At 49.6% G+C, this 20,365-nt stretch carries 20 protein-coding genes; 13 read left to right on the plus strand and 7 right to left on the minus strand.

What is annotated here, in order from left to right; genetic code table 11:
- Positions 1-51: 51 nt before the first annotated feature.
- Positions 52-1,671 (minus strand): BCCT family transporter, encoded by a 1,620-nt coding sequence (locus LLU09_RS11465; RefSeq protein WP_228311846.1) that lies wholly within the window; start codon positions 1,669-1,671, stop codon positions 52-54.
- Between the two features lie 250 nt (positions 1,672-1,921).
- Here LLU09_RS11465 and LLU09_RS11470 point away from each other — a divergent pair, with 250 nt between their 5' ends.
- The 4 genes from LLU09_RS11470 to LLU09_RS11480 all read left to right on the plus strand — a co-directional run bounded on the left by LLU09_RS11470 (position 1,922) and on the right by LLU09_RS11480 (position 6,327).
- Positions 1,922-3,157: an MFS transporter gene (locus LLU09_RS11470; protein WP_228311847.1), complete on the plus strand. Its 1,236-nt coding sequence runs from the start codon at positions 1,922-1,924 to the stop codon at positions 3,155-3,157.
- A 134-nt stretch (positions 3,158-3,291) separates the two neighbouring features.
- A complete protein-coding gene (locus tag LLU09_RS12710; protein ID WP_370632516.1) occupies positions 3,292-3,492 on the plus strand; it encodes an FAD-dependent oxidoreductase in 201 nt (66 codons plus the stop codon).
- Positions 3,489-4,982, plus strand: a complete 1,494-nt coding sequence (locus LLU09_RS11475; RefSeq protein ID WP_370632518.1) for an FAD-dependent oxidoreductase — start codon at positions 3,489-3,491, stop codon at positions 4,980-4,982. Before LLU09_RS12710 ends, LLU09_RS11475 begins: the two co-directional genes overlap by 4 nt.
- 223 nt (positions 4,983-5,205) lie before the next feature.
- Complete coding sequence (locus tag LLU09_RS11480; protein ID WP_370632520.1) at positions 5,206-6,327, plus strand: iron-containing alcohol dehydrogenase; 1,122 nt, start codon at positions 5,206-5,208, stop codon at positions 6,325-6,327.
- Between the two features lie 36 nt (positions 6,328-6,363).
- On the opposite strand, the gene dhaM is transcribed toward LLU09_RS11480, so the two are convergent.
- From dhaM to LLU09_RS11510, 6 genes are all read right to left on the minus strand, one after another.
- Complete coding sequence (gene dhaM / locus LLU09_RS11485) at positions 6,364-6,726, minus strand: dihydroxyacetone kinase phosphoryl donor subunit DhaM (protein WP_228311849.1); 363 nt, start codon at positions 6,724-6,726, stop codon at positions 6,364-6,366.
- Positions 6,723-7,304, minus strand: a complete 582-nt coding sequence (gene dhaL / locus LLU09_RS11490; protein WP_124011343.1) for a dihydroxyacetone kinase subunit DhaL — start codon at positions 7,302-7,304, stop codon at positions 6,723-6,725. Before dhaL ends, dhaM begins: the two co-directional genes overlap by 4 nt.
- 15 nt (positions 7,305-7,319) lie before the next feature.
- The gene (gene dhaK, locus LLU09_RS11495; RefSeq protein ID WP_228311850.1) at positions 7,320-8,282 is read right to left on the minus strand and encodes a dihydroxyacetone kinase subunit DhaK; all 963 of its coding nucleotides are present in this window, start codon (positions 8,280-8,282) and stop codon (positions 7,320-7,322) included.
- Positions 8,283-8,354: 72 nt separating this feature from the next.
- Complete coding sequence (locus tag LLU09_RS11500) at positions 8,355-9,782, minus strand: aldehyde dehydrogenase family protein (RefSeq protein ID WP_228311851.1); 1,428 nt, start codon at positions 9,780-9,782, stop codon at positions 8,355-8,357.
- Between the two features lie 126 nt (positions 9,783-9,908).
- Complete coding sequence (locus tag LLU09_RS11505) at positions 9,909-11,162, minus strand: YeeE/YedE family protein (RefSeq protein ID WP_094907151.1); 1,254 nt, start codon at positions 11,160-11,162, stop codon at positions 9,909-9,911.
- Between the two features lie 112 nt (positions 11,163-11,274).
- The gene (locus LLU09_RS11510) at positions 11,275-12,279 is read right to left on the minus strand and encodes an MsnO8 family LLM class oxidoreductase (protein WP_228311852.1); all 1,005 of its coding nucleotides are present in this window, start codon (positions 12,277-12,279) and stop codon (positions 11,275-11,277) included.
- Between the two features lie 119 nt (positions 12,280-12,398).
- On the opposite strand from LLU09_RS11510, the gene LLU09_RS11515 reads away from it, so the two are divergent.
- The 9 genes from LLU09_RS11515 (at position 12,399) to LLU09_RS11555 (ending at position 20,340) form a co-directional block, all read left to right on the plus strand.
- Positions 12,399-12,971: a thymidine kinase gene (locus LLU09_RS11515; RefSeq protein WP_175288236.1), complete on the plus strand. Its 573-nt coding sequence runs from the start codon at positions 12,399-12,401 to the stop codon at positions 12,969-12,971.
- 126 nt (positions 12,972-13,097) lie between these two features.
- Complete coding sequence (locus LLU09_RS11520; protein ID WP_228311853.1) at positions 13,098-13,739, plus strand: PepSY domain-containing protein; 642 nt, start codon at positions 13,098-13,100, stop codon at positions 13,737-13,739.
- A gap of 141 nt (positions 13,740-13,880) precedes the next feature.
- Entirely contained in the window at positions 13,881-14,558 is a 678-nt protein-coding gene (locus tag LLU09_RS11525; protein WP_040105425.1) for a response regulator transcription factor, read from the plus strand.
- A gap of 4 nt (positions 14,559-14,562) precedes the next feature.
- Positions 14,563-15,936 carry a sensor histidine kinase gene (locus tag LLU09_RS11530; protein ID WP_228311854.1) on the plus strand — a complete coding sequence of 458 codons (1,374 nt, stop codon included), beginning with the start codon at positions 14,563-14,565 and terminating at the stop codon, positions 15,934-15,936.
- Positions 15,920-16,558 (plus strand): hypothetical protein, encoded by a 639-nt coding sequence (locus LLU09_RS11535; RefSeq protein ID WP_228311855.1) that lies wholly within the window; start codon positions 15,920-15,922, stop codon positions 16,556-16,558. The genes LLU09_RS11530 and LLU09_RS11535 overlap by 17 nt, the downstream gene beginning before the upstream one ends.
- 145 nt (positions 16,559-16,703) lie before the next feature.
- On the plus strand, positions 16,704-17,432 hold the full coding sequence (locus LLU09_RS11540; RefSeq protein ID WP_228312034.1) for a methionine ABC transporter ATP-binding protein: 729 nt from the start codon (positions 16,704-16,706) through the stop codon (positions 17,430-17,432).
- Between the two features lies 1 nt (position 17,433).
- Complete coding sequence (locus tag LLU09_RS11545; protein WP_255620964.1) at positions 17,434-18,108, plus strand: methionine ABC transporter permease; 675 nt, start codon at positions 17,434-17,436, stop codon at positions 18,106-18,108.
- A 24-nt stretch (positions 18,109-18,132) separates the two neighbouring features.
- Positions 18,133-18,981 carry a MetQ/NlpA family ABC transporter substrate-binding protein gene (locus LLU09_RS11550; RefSeq protein ID WP_228311857.1) on the plus strand — a complete coding sequence of 283 codons (849 nt, stop codon included), beginning with the start codon at positions 18,133-18,135 and terminating at the stop codon, positions 18,979-18,981.
- A gap of 297 nt (positions 18,982-19,278) precedes the next feature.
- Positions 19,279-20,340 carry a PTS sugar transporter subunit IIC gene (locus tag LLU09_RS11555; RefSeq protein ID WP_228311858.1) on the plus strand — a complete coding sequence of 354 codons (1,062 nt, stop codon included), beginning with the start codon at positions 19,279-19,281 and terminating at the stop codon, positions 20,338-20,340.
- The last annotated feature ends 25 nt before the right edge of the window (positions 20,341-20,365 follow it).

Here is a 20,365-nt window from a genome sequence, read left to right on the forward strand (position 1 = left end):
GTGCAGATAGACAAAAAGCACCGGATGGATATCCGGTGCTGGTTCAGGAAGCTATTGATGCTCATGGCCGGCTTCCTGCTCGGCTTTTATCTCTTCCGCGCGTTCACGCTTGGACTTCTCTATATAGTCCTTCATGCGCTGCCTGTTCGGTGTTATGGAAAGACCGAGGTATTTACGCTCTTCATTCGCATCCTTATAGAAGGACACCATCATCGAGATGATGATGAAACTGAACGGGAAGGCTGAAATGATCGCTGCCGATTGGAGTGCGGCAAGTCCTGTATCTCCGCCTGACAGCAGCAGTACGAAGGCGATGGAAGACAGGGCGATTCCCCATACGATCTTTATCTTGTTGGATGGCTGCAGGGAACCGAATGCCGTCTGCATGCCGAGTACATACGTAGCTGAGTCGGCGGAAGTCACAAAGAATGATGAAACGAGCAGCAGTGCAATGACTGAGAGCACCATGCTCAGCGGCAGCTCATTGAATATACCGAACAGCATCGTTTCCGCATTCATGTCGAAGATGGCTGGTACAGTCTTCCCGACTTCGATGCCTGTGACACCGAAGACGCTGAACCATACGATGCTGACGAGTGTCGGTACAAGCAGTACCGCCAGTACGAATTCACGCACTGAACGACCACGGGAGACCCTTGCTATGAATATACCGACGAAAGGACTCCAGCTCATCCACCAGCCCCAGTAGTAGATGGTCCATACTTCGAGCCACTCGCTCTTCTGCTGGTTCAGGGGCGCGACATCAAGGCTGTTATAAAGGAATGTATCGAGCATGGCACCTGTCGATGTATTCATCATGTTGAGGATCATCATCGTCGGACCGAGGATGAGTACAGCAATGAGAAGAATACCTGCAAGCCCCATGTTCAGGTTGCTCAAGTACTGGATTCCCTTGCTCAGTCCGCTCCACGCACTGATCAGGAACAGGAATGTAACGACTGCTATGATGATGCCCTGGACCATGATGTTGATGGGCAGACCAAAGAGGTAGTTCAATCCACCATTGATCTGCAGTGTGCCGACACCAAGGGATACGGCGACACCGATGATGGTTGCGAACACGGAAAGTACGTCGACAGCAATGCCGATCGGACCATCGACACGATCACCAAGTATCGGTCGAAGCGTCTTGGAAAGAAGACCGACCTCGCCTTTCCTGAACTGTGAATATGCGAGGGCGAGGGCAACGACGCCGTACATCGCCCATGCGTGGAAACCGTAGTGGAAGAAGGTTGAACGCAACGCCTCCACCATGGCGGCATCCGTTTCAGGGTCGGCCGTCGGCGGCCCCATATAGTGCTGGATCGGTTCCGCTGCACCGTAGAATACGAGACCAATCCCCATTCCGGCACTGAACAGCATGGCGAGCCATGAGATGGTCCGGAATTCCGGCTTATGGTACGGTTTGCCGAGTTTCAATTTACCGATCGGGCTGAAGACGAGGAAGATGCAGAAGAAGACCATCAATGTGGTGATGATCAGATAGTACCAGCCGAAGTATTCAATGACCCATGAACCGACATTGCCGGTGACCTGGCCAAACCGGTCCGGGAAAACGGCACCGAGGACCACCATGATTCCCACGATTATGGAAGCATAGATGAATACTTTTGATAATTTTCTACCGCTTGGTTGTGTAGGATTTTCCATCGGACAAAAGTCCTCCTTTGAAATGTATAATTTGTATAGTAAGTATTTTTTGCAGGTGCAGTGTAAAAAGTGATTTTGAGCACAACGTTATTTATAATAACAAATTAATAGGATGATTACAACTTCACAAAAGGCGGTCTTTTCCGATGCAGGATTCCTTGAGTCAGCATCTTTTACATGAACTGCTGAAGATGATAATAATTTTCATCATAATTAGGCATAAAATTTTGTAGTTGGGGGAGAAGACGGGATGAACCAGCCAAAAGTAGGCATACAAAACAATCTTGCCCAATTTATACTCCTTGTAGTGGCGAATCTGTTCGTCGGTTCCATGGTGGGGATAGAAAGGACAGTGCTGCCCCTCCTTGGGGAAGAGGAGTTCGGGCTTGCCTCCACAAGCGCTGCACTGAGCTTCATCATCAGCTTCGGCTTTTCCAAGGCGGTCATCAATTATTTTGCCGGGAGCATAGCAGACAGATATGGAAGGAAGAAAATGCTGCTGGCAGGATGGGTAATCGGCCTGTTCGTGCCGGTACTGATCATCTTTGCACACGCCTGGTGGGTGATTGTGCTGGCCAATGTCCTGCTCGGCATCAATCAGGGGCTCGCCTGGTCGATGACAGTGAACATGAAGATCGATTTGTCTAAGGCAGACCAGAGGGGCACGGCGGTAGGGCTGAATGAATTTGCAGGATATTCCGGGGTGGCTGTACTGGCGGCGGTCTCCGGCTACGTAGCGTCCACCTATTCACTGCGGCCTGAACCTTTCTATATCGGCATTGCAATTGGCATCATCGGTCTGCTCCTGTCCTTGATCATAAAAGATACGGAGGGACATCTGAAAGTGCAGATGGCGGCCGCCAAGGGGGAAAAGAACGACCTGTCGGCCAAAGAAGTCTTCCAGAAGACTACCTGGCAGGACCGCAATCTTTCAACTGCAAGTTTTGCAGGCATGTCCACCAACCTGAAGGATGGTATGGCATGGGGGCTCTTCCCCCTCTACTTCACGACTGTTGGCTTGAGTGTCACACAGATCGGGACGATAGTAGCTGTATATCCTGCCGCCTGGGGCATTTTCCAGCTTTTTACCGGGGCATTGAGCGACAAGCTGGGACGCAAGAAGCTCATCACCTATGGGATGTGGACTCAGGCAGCCGCGTTGTGGTTCATTCTGGCTGTGGGAAGCTATCCCCTATGGATGGCAGGTGCCATAGTACTCGGAATCGGTACGGCCATGGTCTACCCCACCCTGCAGGCAGCCATCAGTGATGTTGCCGCTCCAGGATGGCGGGCATCGTCGATGGGTGTATACCGCTTCTGGAGGGACAGCGGATACGCTTTCGGTGCGCTCCTTGCTGGTGTGATTGCAGACTTCATGGGTGTGACATGGGCGATCGGACTGGTGGCGTTGATACCATTCATAGCAGGACTGCTTGCCCGATTCCGTCTTGAGGAAACTTTGAAGATGAATAACGTTAAACAGTAGCCAATCCCTCGGGGGTTGGCTTTTTTAACGCATGCCTCGTGTCACTATTTGTTCATAAATGTTAAAATTTTCACATTGACTATATACCCTGAGGGGTATAAAATTAAGTCAACAAAGCATAGGAGGACGATTGAATGAAAATTGCAATTGTTGGAGGAGTAGCCGGAGGCGCCACAGCCGCTACACGAATCAGAAGGATGGACGAGTCTGCAGAAATCATCATGTTTGAGCGTGGAGAACATGTCTCCTATTCGAACTGCTCCCTGCCCTACTATTTGAGCGATGTAGTGGATGACAGCAACAAACTGCTTGTCATGTCTGAAGAGAAATTTTGAACCAATATAATATAGATGTCAGAACATTGAATGAAGTGATGGAGATTGATAGGGAAAACAGCAAAGTTGTTGTGAAGGATCTGAGCAGCGGTGAAACGTATGAAGAATCATACGATAAGCTGATACTCTCCCCTGGGGCAAAGCCGATTATGCCACCAAGCATCACTGGCATCGAAAAGGCCCATGTATTCTCCCTGCGCAATGTCGCAGACATAAGAAAGATAGATTCATACATCGGTGAGAACGACGTAGAACATGTGTCGATCGTCGGAGGTGGATTCATCGGTCTGGAAGTTGCAGAGAATCTTGTAGAACGGGGCACTAAAGTATCGCTGATCGAAGCACAGAACCAGGTCATGGCCCCATTCGATTACGATATGGTCCAGATCATCCATAAATCACTGCATGACAATGGGGTGGACTTGAGAGTGAATACTGCCGTTGCAGGAATAGAAGATGCCAGCATCAAATTCAGTGACGGCAATGCCCTGGATACCGATATGGTTATCATGGCCATCGGCGTTGCACCTGAAACGAAGCTTGTTTCACAGGCAGGCCTTGAAATCGGAAAAACGGGGGGCATCAAAGTGGATACCCACTACCGTACTTCAGATGAAAATATATATGCCATCGGTGATGCCATCGAAGTCACCCACAAAATTACCGGTGCAGCGACGCGGCTGGCTCTCGCCGGCCCGGCACAGAGGCAGGCACGCACTGTAGCGAATGACATCTTCGGCAGGGGTGGCGCAGAAACGCCGGTCATCGGCACCAGTGTAGTCAAGGTGTTCGATTACAATGCAGCGTCCACCGGCCTGAATGAAAAGCTGGCGGTCGCTTTCGGAGTAGACTACGGTACGGTCTATGTCATTCCACAGGATAAGGTTGGTCTCATGCCGAACAGTCACCCGATGCATTTCAAACTTCTGTTCGATAAGCAGTCAAAAAAAGTACTTGGCGCCCAGGCTGTCGGAAAAGGAAATGTAGACAAGCGGATTGATGTCATCGCAACACTCATAAAAATGGATGGAACGATCGAAGATCTCAAAAACCTCGAACTTGCCTACTCCCCTATGCACGGTACAGCCAAGGACGTCGTCAACGTTGCTGGGCTCGCAGCGGAAAACATCCTGAATGGCGATCTTGAACAAGTTCCTGTTTCAAAGGTGCGTGAACTTGTCGAGGCAGACGCCTATATCATAGATGTGAGGGAAACCAATGAATATGAAACAGGGCACCTGAAAGGCTCCCATAACATCCCGCTGTCGGAACTCAGGAACAGGATGGACGAAATACCCCAGGATATCCCGGTATATCTGCATTGCCGTACAGGACAACGCAGTTATAATGCCGTTAGGATCCTGAAGAACAATGGCTTTGGAAATGTCATGAATATTAGTGGCAGCTACCTGGGCATCAGCTTCTTCGAATACTTCAATGACCTGTCCGGGGAACGTGCGCCAATCGTTACAGAATATAACTTCAATTAAATGTCAGGCACTCTGCAGACAAAACGTCTATAGGGTGTTTTTTATTTTTTTGAAGAGAGAAGCTTGAAGGAATGCAAAATCCAGATGATATAATGTGGAAAACAGAGTGAAATTGAATCTCGAAAAATAAGGGGAGGAAGAGTATATGCGCGAGCTCTACTACAGGGGATATCAGAAAATCATGAAGGCCGCGATGAAAAATATATCTTGGAGGACCCCCCTCGTGGTTGAAGGAGTGCATAGCCTGGACCGTTTGCCGGCACTCGTCAGTGCAGCTGGAATAAGCAGGCTGTTTATGGTCACCGATAAGGGTATATTGGAGGCGGGGCTCACAGATGTCATACTGGAACAGTTGGAGATGAGGGGGATCCACTGTACCGTCTATAGTGGTACTTTTGCCAATCCCACCATTCAGAATGTGGAAGCGGCCGTCGTGCAATACAATGAAGCGAAATCTGAAGGGATAGTAGCTTTTGGGGGCGGTTCGGCGATGGACTGTGCGAAATGTGTGGGTGCGAGGATCGCGAGGCCTGATAAAAGCATATCCGCCATGCGGGGCGCGTTTAGGGTGAGGAGAAATATGCCCCCTTTCTTTGCAGTACCGACAACTTCCGGAACGGGAAGTGAAGGTACATTGGCTGCGGTCATCTCCGATAGGGAGACCCATGAAAAATATGCCCTGATGGACACCTCCCTCATTCCTCATGTGGCTGTACTCGATCCCTATCTGACACTGGATCTGCCTCAAGGAGTTACAGCAATGACCGGTATGGATGCGCTCACTCATGCAGTGGAAGCATATATCGGCAGAAGCAATACGGAGGAAACAGCATCCTATGCCAAGGAGGCGGTGAGACTCATCTTCAATAATCTTGAAGCCTCCCATAATAACGGACATGACCTGAAGGCGAGGCGTGAGATGCAGCAGGCAGCCTTTAAGGCGGGACTGGCGTTCACCCGTGGATATGTAGGGAACATCCATGCCGTCGCCCATACACTGGGCGGTCATTATAACGTGCCGCATGGGTGGGCTAACGCCGTTATAATGCCCCACGTGCTTGAATACTACGGGTCAGCAGTGTATAAGCCCCTCTCGGACCTGGCGGATGTTGCAGGAATCGGGCACCCTACAGAAACAGAGGCGGTTAAGGCTGCTGCGTTCATTGCGGCAATCAGAAGAATGAGTGAAAAGATGGGCATACCTGAAAAAGTGGAAGGTATAAAAGATGAGGATATCCCAGGTATGATAGAAAAAGCATATCGGGAAGCGAACCCGCTGTATCCTGTGCCTGTCATTTTTGACAGATCGGACTTTGAGCATATCTTTAACGAGATCAGAAAATGAAAACCTCCCGCTTTAAATAAGCAGGAGGTTACATGATCATTTCTTCATCGTATCGAGTTTTTCAAGGATAGCTTCCGTAGAGGAGCCTACACTGTTTTCAACAGCAGCCAAAAAGGCACCTTCGACTATGGGAGCTTCCGATATGTGCAATTTATGCTCTCCATCATACATTTCAACCGCCATTTCCAGGTTCATTCTGCTGGAGCCGATATCGTAGAAGCAGATGGTATCCGCCCCTACTTTTCCAATCATGTCATTGATCTGGTCGATATTGGTGCCGATGCCCCCGTCTACCCCGCCGGAGGCGTGGATGATGGTGTCCCCTGCCATCTGGGAAACCAGCGCACGGGTACCTTGTGCAATTTCGCTGCTATGGCTGATGATAAGAATCTCGGTCATTTTTCAACACCTGCTCCCAGTGCATGGATGATATAGACGGCACTTTGCGCACCGGGGTCGATCGTCCCTTTGGACTTCTCCTTGAAGTAGGCGGCACGCCCTTTAGTCGCAATCATATCCTTCGTCTCCTCTGCCAGTTGCTGGAGGTCTTCCAGGCTGAGTGACCCTTTATCACGGAGCAGGTCCGCGGATTTTGAAATGACATCATACATCGTCTTTTCGCCGCCTTCGACCTTGCCCTTCTCAGCCACGGTCCTATCAAACACCTCCAACATTTCAATCAGGTTGTCACCATTAATTTCCTCTTTAGCCACTTCACTCATTTTAACGAAGCTGAATCCATAGAGTGGTCCACTTGCACCACCTATGGAGCTCATCAGCGTCATCCCGGTCTGTTTCAGTATTTCCTGTGTCGAACCGGACCCAACCTTTTCATTTACGGCTGAAAATCCACGCTTCATATTGACCCCGTGGTCCCCGTCGCCGATTTCACGATCCAGTCCTGTCAGTTCGCCTTCCTTTTCATCAAACACGGATTTTAACCCATGCATCTGTTCAAGCAGCTTTTCGGCATTCATTTCGGTCGCCTCCCATTAGAAATACTTGGATCCTGTATCTGCCTCGATTGCTGTGATGACTTCGTCCTCTCCCTCAAGCACGGTCAGGGAGAACCCCTGCATGTCGAGTGCTGTCATATAGTCACCGACCAGCAGTTTGGAGACTTTGACCCCACGCTGATTCATCGCCTCCATCACATACTTCGTGACGATGCTGAGTTCGCTCTCCGGCGTGGCTCCCATTCCATTGATCATAAGGATCATTTGGGAACTGTCGGTGTACTTGAACAGCTCATCGAGCAGTCGATCGACGATTTTGTCGACAGTCTTGGACTTTTCCCGGGAAATACCTTTTTCCCCATGGATGCCGATTCCTATTTCCATTTCATCTTCCGACAGGTCAAACCCATACTCCCCGGTCGTCGGCACAAGGCATGGGTGGAGCGCCATACCTATGGAATAGAGTGAAGTCATCATTTCCTGTACTTTCTTTACGATGTCATCGAGTGGAACACCCTGCTCTGCGAGATATCCTGCGTATTTATGGACGAGTACAGTCCCTGCCACTCCCCGTCTTTGCTCTTCATTATCGATCGCAACATCATCCCTGACAACTACTGAAGCGACGCGGTGTCCTTCTGCTTCCGCCATTTCCTGGGCCATCTCGAAGTTCATGACATCACCGCTGTAGTTCTTGATGACGAGCAGGACACCATCACCATTATCCACGGCTTTTATTGCTGAAAGCACCTTATCCGGCGTCGGCGAGGTGAATACTTCGCCGCAGACTGCAGCATCAAGCATACCTTGCGCCACATATCCGGCATGGGCGGGCTCATGACCGCTACCGCCCCCGGAAACAAGAGCGACCCCTTTCTTCTTCCTGTCTTTCCTGACGACTACCGTTCCTTCAATCACCTCGATTGCCGGATCACGATGTTTCAGACCGTCTAGCATATCCGAGAGGAAGCGTTCTTTGTCATTGATCAGTTTTTTCACAGTATATTCCCCCTTTTCCTCTATATATACGTATACCCCAATCCGGGGAAGGATTGGGGTACTTTTGAAAATTTATTTGAAATAGCCTTTGATCGCTTTGACTTCGAGGAACTCCTCGATGCCGTAATCTCCCCACTCGCGTCCGATTCCTGACTGTTTATAGCCGCCAAACGGCAGATCTTTACGTCCGCCTGCACCATTGATTTCGACTGTACCTGCTTCAATGCGGCGGGCGACATCTTTAAGGGTATCCATGTCTTCACCGAAGACATAGCCGGCAAGACCGTATTTGGTATCGTTCGCAATCTCAATTGCTTCATCAAGATTCCTATAGGTGATGACGGACATCACAGGGCCGAAAATCTCCTCTTGGGCGATGACCATGTCATTTTTGACATCAGAGAAGATGGTCGGTCTGACGAAGAACCCTTTGTCGAGGCCATCCGGCTGACCAGCGCCGCCATGGGAGAGTGTTGCACCTTCCTCTGTCCCCTTCTCAATATAGGACTGCACAGTATCAAACTGTTTCCGGCTGACGAGAGGGCCGACAGCAGTCCCCTCTTTACGCGGGTCTCCGACTTTCACCTGTTCCATTTCCTTCTTGGCCGCTTCCAGGAATGCTTCCTTCATGGATTCCGGGACCAGGGTCCGGGTGCCCGCCGTGCATACCTGTCCGGTATTATGGACGACCTTTTTGACGGCGATTTTGGCAGCCTCTTCGACATCCGCATCCTCGAGGATGATGAGCGGCGATTTTCCACCGAGTTCCAGGGAGACCTTCTTGAAGTCCCTGCTTGCCTTCTCCATAATTTTGGAGCCTGTAGGACCGGAGCCGGTGAATGACATCATACGGACTTTCGGATGTTCACTGAGCGGGTTCCCTACACCTTCACCATCTCCATTCACGAGGTTGAATACGCCTTTCGGCACCTCGGCAGCCTCGAAGATTTCAGCGAGGATGATGGCTGCAAAAGGTGTTTCCTCTGAAGGTTTCATCACTACAGGGCTGCCTGCTGCAAAGGCAGCAGCCAGCTTCAATGCGGTCTGGTTCGTCGGGAAGTTCCAGGGAGTGATGAGTCCTGAAACCCCGATCGCTTCCTTGACTACGAGATGATCACCACGCTGCTCTTCAAATTCGAATGTATCAAGCGCATCCCTTGCGGCTGTGAAGTGGTTGAGTCCAGCCTGATAATGCGTCTTTTCCGACATCTCGAGCGGGGAACCAAGCTCATCTGTAATCGCCTCGATCAAGTCTTCCTTACGATTTTCGTATTCCTCGACAATCCTGTCCAGCATTTCACGTCTTTCCTCCACTGGTGTATGGCGGAATTCAAGGTAGACGGAGTGCGCGGCTTCTACGGCCTTATCTACATCTTCAGCATTACCCTTGGCGATCTTGCCGAAGGCTTCACCGGTTGCTGGATTTATGACATCGATTGTTTCTCCACTTGCGCTTTCAACCCATTCGCCGTTTATATACTGTTGCGTGTGATTTCTCATTATGACATTCCCCTTTATTGTTATTATCCCATATACTTTATCCTAAATGCGCTGTTTCTAATCATCAGGAGACGTTGAATGTGATAAAAAAAAGGTGCATCTTTAAAGACGCACCCAGCCTTCATATCAGCATACGGAATCATTGGATTTTGGCACGGAAAGTCCGAAAAGTGGACGAAGATAGAGCGCCAGGAATGTACCGGCAAGCGCCAGTATGCCCCAGATGTATCCATGCATGCTGAAGGAGGCGATGCCCCCGAAATAGGCGCCTATGTTGCATCCGAATGCAAGACGGGCACCATAACCCATCAACAGCCCACCAATGACGGAGGCTGAAAAGTTGCCCAAGGTGATTTTCGTGAATTTGAACAGGCCGCCTGCTGCAGATGCAATGAATGCACCCAGGATGACGCCGAAGTTGAGTACGGTCGTGGTGTCGGCGAATATGGAGGATTCGAGTGCGGCTGCATTCGCTCCCTGCCAGTATCCCCATTCTGCAACATCGATGCCGAAGAAGCCGGCGACCTTCGAGCCCCAAAGTGCAAATGCTGAAGTGATGCCCCAAGGCTGGCCCCGTGTCATCAGTGTCAGGGCGTTGAGTACCGCAAGCGCGATGGCCGCAGCGAACAGTGGCCATGAGCCCCTGACCAGACGCTTCCATCCGCGTGAAGTAGGAAGGGGTGCCATTTTTGGTGCATTCCTCTTCTTTTCGATGATGATTGTGGCCAGTGCAATCAAGCCGAATATTATGAGGGATACAATCCATGCGCCCCCGTAGCCGAGACCGGTCGATGTTGCGAGTGAAACGGGTTCGAAAGAAGGCATCTCCTCTGTCCAGAATGGCAGGTGATATGCGCCCACTGTTGCACCGACAATAAAGAATATCAGCGTGATGAACATGACGGTACGGCCGCCGCCGATGGCATAGAGCGTGCCTGAGGCACATCCGCCGCCGAGCTGCATGCCGATGCCGAAGATGAATGCGCCGACGATCAGACTTACACCGACCGGGGAGACATAGCCAGAAACCGCCTCGCCGAAAAAGGTGGTGCCGAAGGCCAGAATGGGTGCAAATAATGTCACGGCCACAGCTAGCATCAGCATATGGGCACGCATCGCCTGCCCATTGCCCACCGACATCATGCGCCTGAAGGCCGAAGTGAAACCGAATCGGGCATGGAACAATGTGAAACCGAGCAGCAGGCCAATGATCATCAGCATGGGCTGCATCATCGACTGTGTGGCCGCCAAGTATAGAAATAAGATGAAACTGACTGCAATACCGCCGCCAACCAATGCTTTTTGGGGCGGACTCAAAGCAAGTGAATCACGTCTTACCGGATCCCTTGCTTCATTTACGGGTTGAACTCTTGTGGTCATCTATAAGACTCCTTTTCTTATTGAATTGATAGGATTAGAACATTATAGAATATCATAGTTCTTTAGTCAAAAATAAAAGACGGCCGACAAGGCCGTCTGTTCATGAGGGGGTCTAAAGTGTATTGGATTTTTGTGCAGCATGTATTGTATGTACGGGCGCCAGTGCTTGAACCGTCTCATGCCGTAGGGCTGCATCATGCGTCGGCAGGTGGAACATCAGTTCACCGATTCCCGTTTTGGACGCCATTTCATCGAGTGTCGAGAGTACTTCCACTGCAGTTCCGGCGACGATATGCGGTTCGATGATTTCCACATCCACCTGTCCAGAAGTCGTCGAAAGCAGTTCATCCGCTTTGTCCTCGCTCCCCACGCGGAGCACCCTACCGTCCTCGAAGGTCAATTTGAAGATTCTGTTCCGGCTGATGATTTTCTCCTGTGTGTGGGGGTCGTCCGTAACGAGGACGGAAAGTGCGACGACGAACCTGCCTCTTCCATTGTACTCCCGGAAAGCTCTGATGCTTTCTTCGAGCAGCCGTTCGTTATTGGTGATGAAATGGGCATAGATGAAATGGGCGCCCTCCTCAGCTGCAAACCTCGCTGAAGAGGGGCTCGAGCCGAGCAGAAAAAGATCCGGCGGATGGGAGGTGTCCGGAGAGGTCTTCAACCCGTCCCATCCCTCCGGAGGTTCCTGGGACAGGAAGCGCTTGAGGTCTTTGAACTTCCTGTCGAAGGAGATTGCCTCTTCGCGCAGTCCATGCTGCAATGCCTGGGTCGATAACGGCAGTCCGCCAGGTGCTTTTCCGACTCCCAGGTCTACACGGCCGGAGCCCAAATGCTGCATAAGCTGGAATTGTTCTGCGACTTTAAAGGGGTTATAATGTTGAAGCATCACTCCACCGGAACCGATATGCATCTGTTCTGTATGGGCGAGCAGGTGTGATATCATAATTTCCGGTGCTGTGCCCGCAAGGTTCTCATCATTGTGGTGCTCGGCGACAAAATAACGCCGATATCCGAGGCTGTCCGCCCGGATGGCAAGGTCTACGGTATCCTTCAGGGAAGCTGCGACTGTATGGCCATCGAGCACAGGGCTCTGGTTCAGAATACTGAAATCCATCTCATCACTCCTAGGGGGTTAATTGTCAGAATATAATTAGTAATACTATAGAGGAAAAGGATTAAAGTCAACCATTCATACTCAAATAGTAGGAATACATATAGGGAGTTGGAATCCACATGGCAAAACTATATTATCGATACGGAACGATGCAGAGCAACAAAAGCAACCAGATCATCACTACACACCACCAATATACGACCCAGGGCAAGCAGTGCCTGGCCTACTCCACGCCTATAGATACACGGAGCGGTCATAAAAGGATCAGATCGAGGATCGGTCTTGAACTGGTATGCGAGTATATTACCGACACCGTTTATGAAGAGGTGAAAGCCATCCACGAGCAGGATAAGGTGCATGCGGTAGTAGTGGACGAGGCACAGTTCCTCTCCCGGGCCGATGTCCATAGGCTGAGCGACATCGCTGACGACCTGGACATACCAGTCATCTGCTTCGGACTGAAGACGGACTTCCGCAATCAGCTGTTCGAAGGCAGCCAGGTGTTGCTGGAACTCTGTGATGCCATCGATGAACTGAAGACCATCTGCCAGTTCTGCAACAAGAAGGCGACGCTCAATATGCGGCTTTTGAATGGCGTGCCGACCAACATCGGCGAAACGATACAGATTGGAGACGAGGAGTATGTGCCCGTCTGCAGGAAATGCTACAAGGAAAGGCTGGAGCTTGTATAAATGTCTGGTGGAGTGTTTCATTAAAAGAAATCCAGGAGTGCTTTAATCATCTTTTAATTTTTCGTTAACCGTCCTCTATTGATGGCTTCCTATAATGAGGTTACAAACATTAAGGAGGCGTTATGAATGATAATCAAAAAAAATCATCTGCTGATTGGAAGTATCGCATCGGCGCTCGTACTGGGTGCGTGTTCAAGTGCAAATGCGGAAACGGATATGAACTGGGAAGACAATCATACGGAAGGTACGACTGCTGTGATGAGTACTGAAGCTGAAGGCAATGTAAAGAAGAGCACGCAGGAAGCGGTCGATGCGGCGAAGAAGAATTTTGACGGCAAGGTGCAGGGAGTGGAGCTTGAAGAGGATGATGGCATCTACTACTATGAAATAGAGCTGGAAAACGGCAATGAGGAATATGACGTCGATATCGATGCCAACGATCTGACAGTTCTTGAAGAGTCATTCGATCGGGATGATGATGACCGGGACGACGATAGTGACGACAACGGCCGGGAGGATGATGACGACAGAGGCGAAGGAACATCTTCAGAATCCGCAAAGGACCAGCCTAAGCAGTCTGCCGAAAATGGACTCATTTCTTCCACAGAGGCATTGAAGATCGCCCAGAATGAAGTCGGCGGTGAAGTGAAGGAATGGGATTTTGATGAAGATGACAAGGAATATGAAGTGGAACTGGAAACAGAGGGAAAAGAGTATGAAGTGGAAATCGATGCACGTACTGGGAAAGTAACCGAAATCGATGAGTGATTGAAGGGCAGATGGCCCGGGAGGACTTCTCCCGGGTTTTTTAATTGAATTTTAATAATTCTATAACGAAAATAAGTACATTTTGCTTTATACTTGGTGTAATAGTAATCATCGTGCATCAAAGTAATGGGGAGTGCTGTTATGGAAAAGATTCTGATTGTCGAAGACGATGACAAGATTGCCCGTGTCATCCAGTTGGAGCTGGAATATGAAGGGTACGAAGTCGCAATCGCCTACACGGGAAAAGAGGCGATGGAAAAGTACGGAGCGGAATCTTTTGACATGATTCTTCTGGATGTCATGATTCCCGAACTGAATGGGCTTGAAGTGCTCCGCCGTGTCCGTCAGAAGGACGATGAAATACGCATCATCATGCTTACGGCAAGGGATGCAGTGATGGACAAAGTGAGTGGTCTCGACTCCGGGGCAAACGACTATGTCACCAAGCCTTTTGAAATCGAGGAACTGCTTGCACGCATCCGGGCGCAGCTGAAGCAGAGGAGCCTGTCAAATAATGCCGACTTCCAGGAAATGAAGTACAGGCACCTGAAGATTCTGCCGATGGCCCGTGAAGTGTATATAGATGATGAACTGATCTATCTGACCCAGAGGGAATACGATCTGCTTCATTTTCTGGTCGAACATAAAAACCAGGCATTATCACGGGAGCAGATCATCGAGGCGGTGTGGGGTTATGACTATTATGGTGATACGAATACTGTCGATGTCTATGTCAGATACTTGCGCAAGAAACTCGATCGCGAATCCCCTTCCATCATTTCAAGTGTCAGGGGTATTGGCTATATAGTGAAGGACTGAAGTGATGAAACTCGGAACTAAAATCCAGTTGTATACAACCGTCATGACCCTTATTGTGGTCATCATCATCAACCTGTTCGTCTATTACTCATATAAGCAGTTTTCGCTGAATGCAGAAATGGGTCAGCTTGAAAACCGTGGCTTCAACATCATGCAGGAAATCCAGAATGCCAATGATAACGATATCAATGCTGAAGCTGTACTTCAGGCACATCTGCTTTCGGATGGCTATATGACGGTCATCAACAGCGAAAACAATCCGGTGGTGAGGATTGCGACGGAAGCGGAGTATGCCAACATATCCATGCCATACAGTACCTCACAGTATGCAGAAGCGATGAACCATGAGGCACATCATTTTGTGATGGTCTCCCTGCCCATCATTTGGGAGAATGGTGAGGTATATGACCTGCAGATCTATGAAAATGTCCAGTTCCTGCATGAAACTTTTGAAATCCTGCGATGGATTCTGCTGCTCTCGACGGCGATCATATTCATCGTCATATTCCTGTTGAACAGGATCATCACGAACTTCATAACCCGGCCGATCAACAAGCTGGTCGACAGGATGAACAGGACAGAGACCACATCGAAGTATTCAATGCTGGAAGTCGACCAAAAGGACACGAAGGAGCTTCAGGAACTGTCTGCAGCCTTCAATAATATGATGGAGGAGCTGAAGATCCATGATGAGAATCAGCAGGCCTTCATCATGAATGCCTCCCATGAGCTGAAGACGCCGATTACTGTCATCAGCTCATACAGTGAAATGCTCAAACGTTTCGGCAAGACCAGAGAGGATGTGCTGGACGAGAGTATCCATGCCATCAGTGATGAAGCAAGAAGGATGAAGTATCTGACGGAACAGCTGTTGAGCTTTGCCAAGGTGAATACAGGCAGAGAGGAGATAGCCCGGCAGCCGACGCGCATCGTCAAGCTGATCCGCGATATCGCGGCACGGCTGGAGACGGTCTATCAGCGGGAGATTGATGTACGTACAGATAATGAATCGGTCCTCGCCCATGTTGATGTGAATACATTCGACCAGCTAGTGAAGATATTTATGGATAATGCCTATAAGTACAGTTCGGATGCAATTGCAGTCGAAGTGCAAGATCATGGACAGTCGGTTGAAGTGACGATAAAAGACAGGGGCATCGGAATCCCCGAGGAGGATATCGATCACATCTTCACACGCTTCTATCGTGTGGATAAGGCCCGGGCAAGAAAAACCGGCGGCTCGGGTCTCGGCCTGTCGATAGCCCGTGAACTCGCAAAGTTGAATGGCATTGACATTTCCGTCGACAGCCAGGTGGACGTTGGCACGACCTTCAGACTGACTATGGAAAGCGGGGGAAATGATGAGGAAGAAAACTAGGCTGGTAATTGCTGCTGGAGCAGTTGTACTGGTCATACTGATCATTGTGGCGGCAGTTTTGCAGGCCAAGCCCGATGACATTGGAGAAGATGAGGTCAGAGCGATGGTCATGGAGCGGTATGGCGGTGAGGTTGAAGCGGTCGAGATCAAGGATCACCACTACATCGTCCGGGTATCAGATGAAAATTTCGAGTATGAGATTACGATGGAACGAGAAGATGGCAGTATCACGGATATGAAATCAAGGGAACTTCCCCGGGAGGAAGTTGCTGAAGAGCAGGCTGAAGAAAGCCCTGAAGATTCCGGGGAAAAGGCGCTCATGACAGAAGAGGAGGCCAAGGCCCTTGCTGCAGCTGAAGTCGGCGGTCAGTTCATACATGTTACGACGAGTGAAGGCGCCCGCCCTGTCGAATATCAGGTCATCCAACTTGTGGAGGATGATGACGAAGGTGCACTCGTCACCATCGATGCACAATCAGCCTCGGTAGATAAAGTGCTGTGGTTCTCCATCGATTTCGAAGATATTCCAGACATAGAAGCTTTCGCACAGGAACTGCAGGAGTATAACAGGCAGTATCAGGACGACTATTATATAGAATTCGACGATTATTATGATGATTAACCCCTTTGGACATGTTATTCTAGAGGGGTATTTTCAATAGACTGACACTTTGGATGCAGAGGTATGATATCATTGGCTTTTGAGGTATCTGGACAGATATGATGCCTGTGTTGGTTGTATTACGGAGGTCCTTAAGTTGATAGAAATGACAGAGGTATCAAAATCATTTACAGGTAAAGACGGCTCCTTCAAAGCTGTCGATGGTGTGACCCTTTCCATCAAGGAGAAGGAGATATTCGGCATCATCGGCGAGAGCGGTGCCGGCAAGTCTACACTGATGCGTTTCATCAATGCATTGGAGACACCGGACTCGGGAGACGTATATGTCGACGGTGTGGAAGTCGGGAAACTGACTGGGAAACGTCTGAGAACCCACCAGAAGGACATCGGGATGATTTTCCAGCACTTCAATCTATTGGGCAACAGGACGGTCGAAGATAATATCCGGCTGCCTTTGACATTACATAAATATAAAACCCCATTATCATTAGATGAAGTGCTCGATTTCACCGGCCTTGCCGATAAAAGATCCAGCTACCCTGCCGAACTCTCGGGCGGTCAGAAGCAGCGTGTGGGCATCGCCCGGGCACTGATTACACGTCCCAAGATCCTTTTGTGTGATGAGCCAACCTCCGCCCTGGACGAGAATACCACCTATGAAATCGTCGACGTACTGCATAAGGCACAGCATGAATATGGCATGACCGTCGTCATCGTCACGCATGAGCTCAATGTCATCAAAACGCTGTGCCATCGTGCTGCTGTACTGGACCAGGGCAGGCTGATCGATACGATCGATGTGGTTCATGAGAAGGATGGACGATCCGGCAAGTCCTATCATGAACGTGTATTGGAAGTGTTGAAAGGTGATTAGTCTGAGCCTCTATATCGATCGTGTCATCGAATATGCGCCAAGATTGTTTGAAAGCCTTTATGAGACCGGAATCATGATGGTATTCGCCATGGTGGCTGCAATCCTTCTGGGGCTGCCCCTCGGCACACTCCTGTTCCTGACATCCAGGAACAAGCCCATGGATAACAAAATCCTGTATCAGGTCGCGAGCGTATTCGTCAATATCGTCCGCTCCTTCCCGTTCCTTTTGCTTGTCGTCGTCATGCAGCCGCTGATCCGCTTTTTCTATGGACGTGCAACAGGAGACCCTGTAGCCGCATCCTTCCCGATGATGCTGATTGCGATTGCGCTGTATGCACGCTTTGTCGAACAGTCCCTCCACGATGTGCCGAAAGGTGTGATGGAGACGGCAGAATCGATGGGGGCGACTACGACCCAGCTTGTATGGAAGTTCCTTTATGTTGAAGCCCGAAGTTCCCTCATCATCGGATTCACCACGGCTTTCGTCAGTTTCATATCCTACTCCACGATAATGGGTGTCGTCGGAGGCGGTGGCATCGGGGACTTTGCGATCCGATATGGGTATCAGCGCTATGAGACGGATGTCATGTATACCGCAATTGTCGTAATCATCATATTTGTCATTCTGGCCCAATGGTTTGGGCTCCGAATTGCCAGGCAACTTGATAAAAAATGAAAAATCTAGAGGAGATGAAGCAATATGTTTAAAAAAGGATTATTGTTAAGTGGCCTTGCCCTTATTCTTGCAGGGTGTGGAGGAGAAGAAAGTGGTACAGAGGAGTCGCAGGATAACGGCTCCGATGGTTCAGAGGAGAAGACTGTCGTACAGGTGGCTTCCCACCTGCCCCCGATGACGGATGTCGTTGAAATTGCAGGCGACGTCATTGAAGAACCGTATGAAATAGAACTGGTTGAAGTATCGGACAACATCCAGTATAACGAAGCTCTGCTGAATGAAGAAGTCGATGCGAACTTCGCACAGCATGAACCGTTCATGGAAATCTTCAATGAAGAACGCGATGGCAATCTCGTTGCGCTTCAGCCCGTATATAATGCAATCGTCGGCTTCTATTCGCCTGTCTATGATTCCATAGAGGAACTGGAGGATGGCGCAGAGGTGGCAATCCCTTCTGATGCCACAAATGAAGCACGTGCGCTCATGATACTCGATCAGCAGGGGATCATCACCCTGGCTTCTGATGCAGAACATACCGCAACAGTGGAAGATATCGAAGAGAACCCGAAGAACCTTGAGTTTACACATATCGACCTGCTCAACCTGACTGGTGCATATGAAGACGGAGTACCGCTTGTATTCAACTATCCGACGTACATTTCAAGCATCGATCTGACACCGGAAGATGCTGTACTGCTTGAGGAGGATGAGGACAATACGTTCGCCATCCAGCTCGTAGCGCGTGAAGACAATCAGGATTCCGAGGAGATTCAGGCTGTAGAAGAGGCATTCACTTCCCAGGAAGTTCATGATTTCCTCATGGAATTGAGTGAAGAAGGACATTTGGAGCCTGCATTTGAAGCGGGCGAGTAAATTTTTGGAAAACCGGAACTTCCCATTCCGGTTTTCTTACCTATATTGTTGAAAGCGTTAACAATTCTGTAACTATTTCGTATAAATTTTTATATAATTTGAATATTCAATTGAATCGGTACACTGACTGGGTGTAAAGTAGAAGTATATCCAATGGGTATATGGATTCCAAAAAGTGAAGCGCAGACAGCTCGTAGCGCTTCAATGAACTTTCTGATGAAACGATGAGTTGTACATAAACCAAAAGGAAAATATTCATTCTGCCGCAGGCATCGAGTGGATCAGAGGAGAGGAACAATGGAACAGATTATTGGTATTGGGTTACTCATACTTTTACTCGCGTTTTTCACATTATTCACCTACTACGCCCCCTATGGGGATAAAGCAATGGGCGCACTCGCTGCAGCTGCCATCGCAACTTTCCTGGTTGAAGCGCTGCAGTCCTTCGTCATCGGTGATATATTCAGTCTTGGCTTCTTCCAAGAGGCAGGGACTGAAGCCGGGCTCCTGAGCGGGGTTATCGTTGCATTCCTTGTTGCTTTGACAATGGGTGTGAATCCACTGAACTCTGCCATCATTGCAGTTTCATGTGGGGGTCTCGGACTCATACCGAGCTTCTTTGCAGCCTATATCATATCCTTCGGCGTCAAATACTTAGAGAAGAAGATTCCGAATGGTCTGGACTTCATCATTGTGGTCATAGCGGTTGTGCCGCTCACCCGGTTGATCGGTGCGGGTCTGACACCGTTGGTCGATGCCTCCCTGCTCAAAATCGGAGCAATCATTGAGGTGGCTACAGCGTCGAGCCCGATCATCATGGGTCTGCTGCTCGGTGGCATCATTACCGTTGTAGGTACTTCACCACTCAGTTCCATGGCATTGACAGCCCTGCTTGGCCTTACAGGTATACCGATGGCTGTGGGTAGTCTTGCCGCATTCGGATCAGCATTCATAAACAGCACCCTTTTCCATAAGCTGAAGATAGGAAATGCAAAGTCAGTATTATCGGTAGCGATAGAACCACTGTCCAAAGCTGACGTCATTGCCGCTAACCCCCTTCCGATCTACTTGACCAACTTCATTGGAGGCGGCCTGAGCGGTGTGATCATCGCCTTTTCAGGACTCGTCAACAACGCCCCCGGTACTGCAACGCCGACAGCCGGGCTGCTTGTGCTGTTTGGTTATAATCCGGCAATGCAGGTTATACTCTATGCAGGCATCGTGGCAGTCGTTTCGGGCATTGTAGGTCTTGCAGGTGCCTACTTCTTCAGGAACTTCCCTGTCTATAACAGCGACTTCGGCAAAGTTGTGGATGAGGTGGAAGAAGCGGATAATTTCAAAAAGCCGGCGGATATATAGTTTATGAGAAGTCACCTTTCGGGGT

The organism is Salinicoccus sp. RF5, assembly GCF_020786625.1.
GTDB lineage: Bacteria > Bacillota > Bacilli > Staphylococcales > Salinicoccaceae > Salinicoccus.

What these genes read in the sequence shown, in the direction of transcription:
- LLU09_RS11470 (WP_228311847.1), top strand. Translation starts at nt 1,922, where the DNA reads ATGAACCAGCCAAAAGTAGGCATACAAAACAATCTTGCCCAATTTATA.
- LLU09_RS11550 (WP_228311857.1), top strand. Translation starts at nt 18,133, where the DNA reads ATGTTTAAAAAAGGATTATTGTTAAGTGGCCTTGCCCTTATTCTTGCA.
- LLU09_RS11555 (WP_228311858.1), top strand. Translation starts at nt 19,279, where the DNA reads ATGGAACAGATTATTGGTATTGGGTTACTCATACTTTTACTCGCGTTT.
- LLU09_RS11465 (WP_228311846.1), bottom strand. Translation starts at nt 1,671, where the DNA reads ATGGAAAATCCTACACAACCAAGCGGTAGAAAATTATCAAAAGTATTC.
- LLU09_RS11530 (WP_228311854.1), top strand. Translation starts at nt 14,563, where the DNA reads ATGAAACTCGGAACTAAAATCCAGTTGTATACAACCGTCATGACCCTT.
- dhaL (WP_124011343.1), bottom strand. Translation starts at nt 7,304, where the DNA reads ATGAATGCCGAAAAGCTGCTTGAACAGATGCATGGGTTAAAATCCGTG.
- dhaM (WP_228311849.1), bottom strand. Translation starts at nt 6,726, where the DNA reads ATGACCGAGATTCTTATCATCAGCCATAGCAGCGAAATTGCACAAGGT.
- LLU09_RS11520 (WP_228311853.1), top strand. Translation starts at nt 13,098, where the DNA reads ATGATAATCAAAAAAAATCATCTGCTGATTGGAAGTATCGCATCGGCG.
- LLU09_RS11500 (WP_228311851.1), bottom strand. Translation starts at nt 9,782, where the DNA reads ATGAGAAATCACACGCAACAGTATATAAACGGCGAATGGGTTGAAAGC.
- LLU09_RS11510 (WP_228311852.1), bottom strand. Translation starts at nt 12,279, where the DNA reads ATGGATTTCAGTATTCTGAACCAGAGCCCTGTGCTCGATGGCCATACA.
- LLU09_RS11505 (WP_094907151.1), bottom strand. Translation starts at nt 11,162, where the DNA reads ATGACCACAAGAGTTCAACCCGTAAATGAAGCAAGGGATCCGGTAAGA.
- LLU09_RS11540 (WP_228312034.1), top strand. Translation starts at nt 16,704, where the DNA reads ATGACAGAGGTATCAAAATCATTTACAGGTAAAGACGGCTCCTTCAAA.
- LLU09_RS11525 (WP_040105425.1), top strand. Translation starts at nt 13,881, where the DNA reads ATGGAAAAGATTCTGATTGTCGAAGACGATGACAAGATTGCCCGTGTC.
- LLU09_RS12710 (WP_370632516.1), top strand. Translation starts at nt 3,292, where the DNA reads ATGAAAATTGCAATTGTTGGAGGAGTAGCCGGAGGCGCCACAGCCGCT.
- LLU09_RS11535 (WP_228311855.1), top strand. Translation starts at nt 15,920, where the DNA reads ATGAGGAAGAAAACTAGGCTGGTAATTGCTGCTGGAGCAGTTGTACTG.
- LLU09_RS11515 (WP_175288236.1), top strand. Translation starts at nt 12,399, where the DNA reads ATGGCAAAACTATATTATCGATACGGAACGATGCAGAGCAACAAAAGC.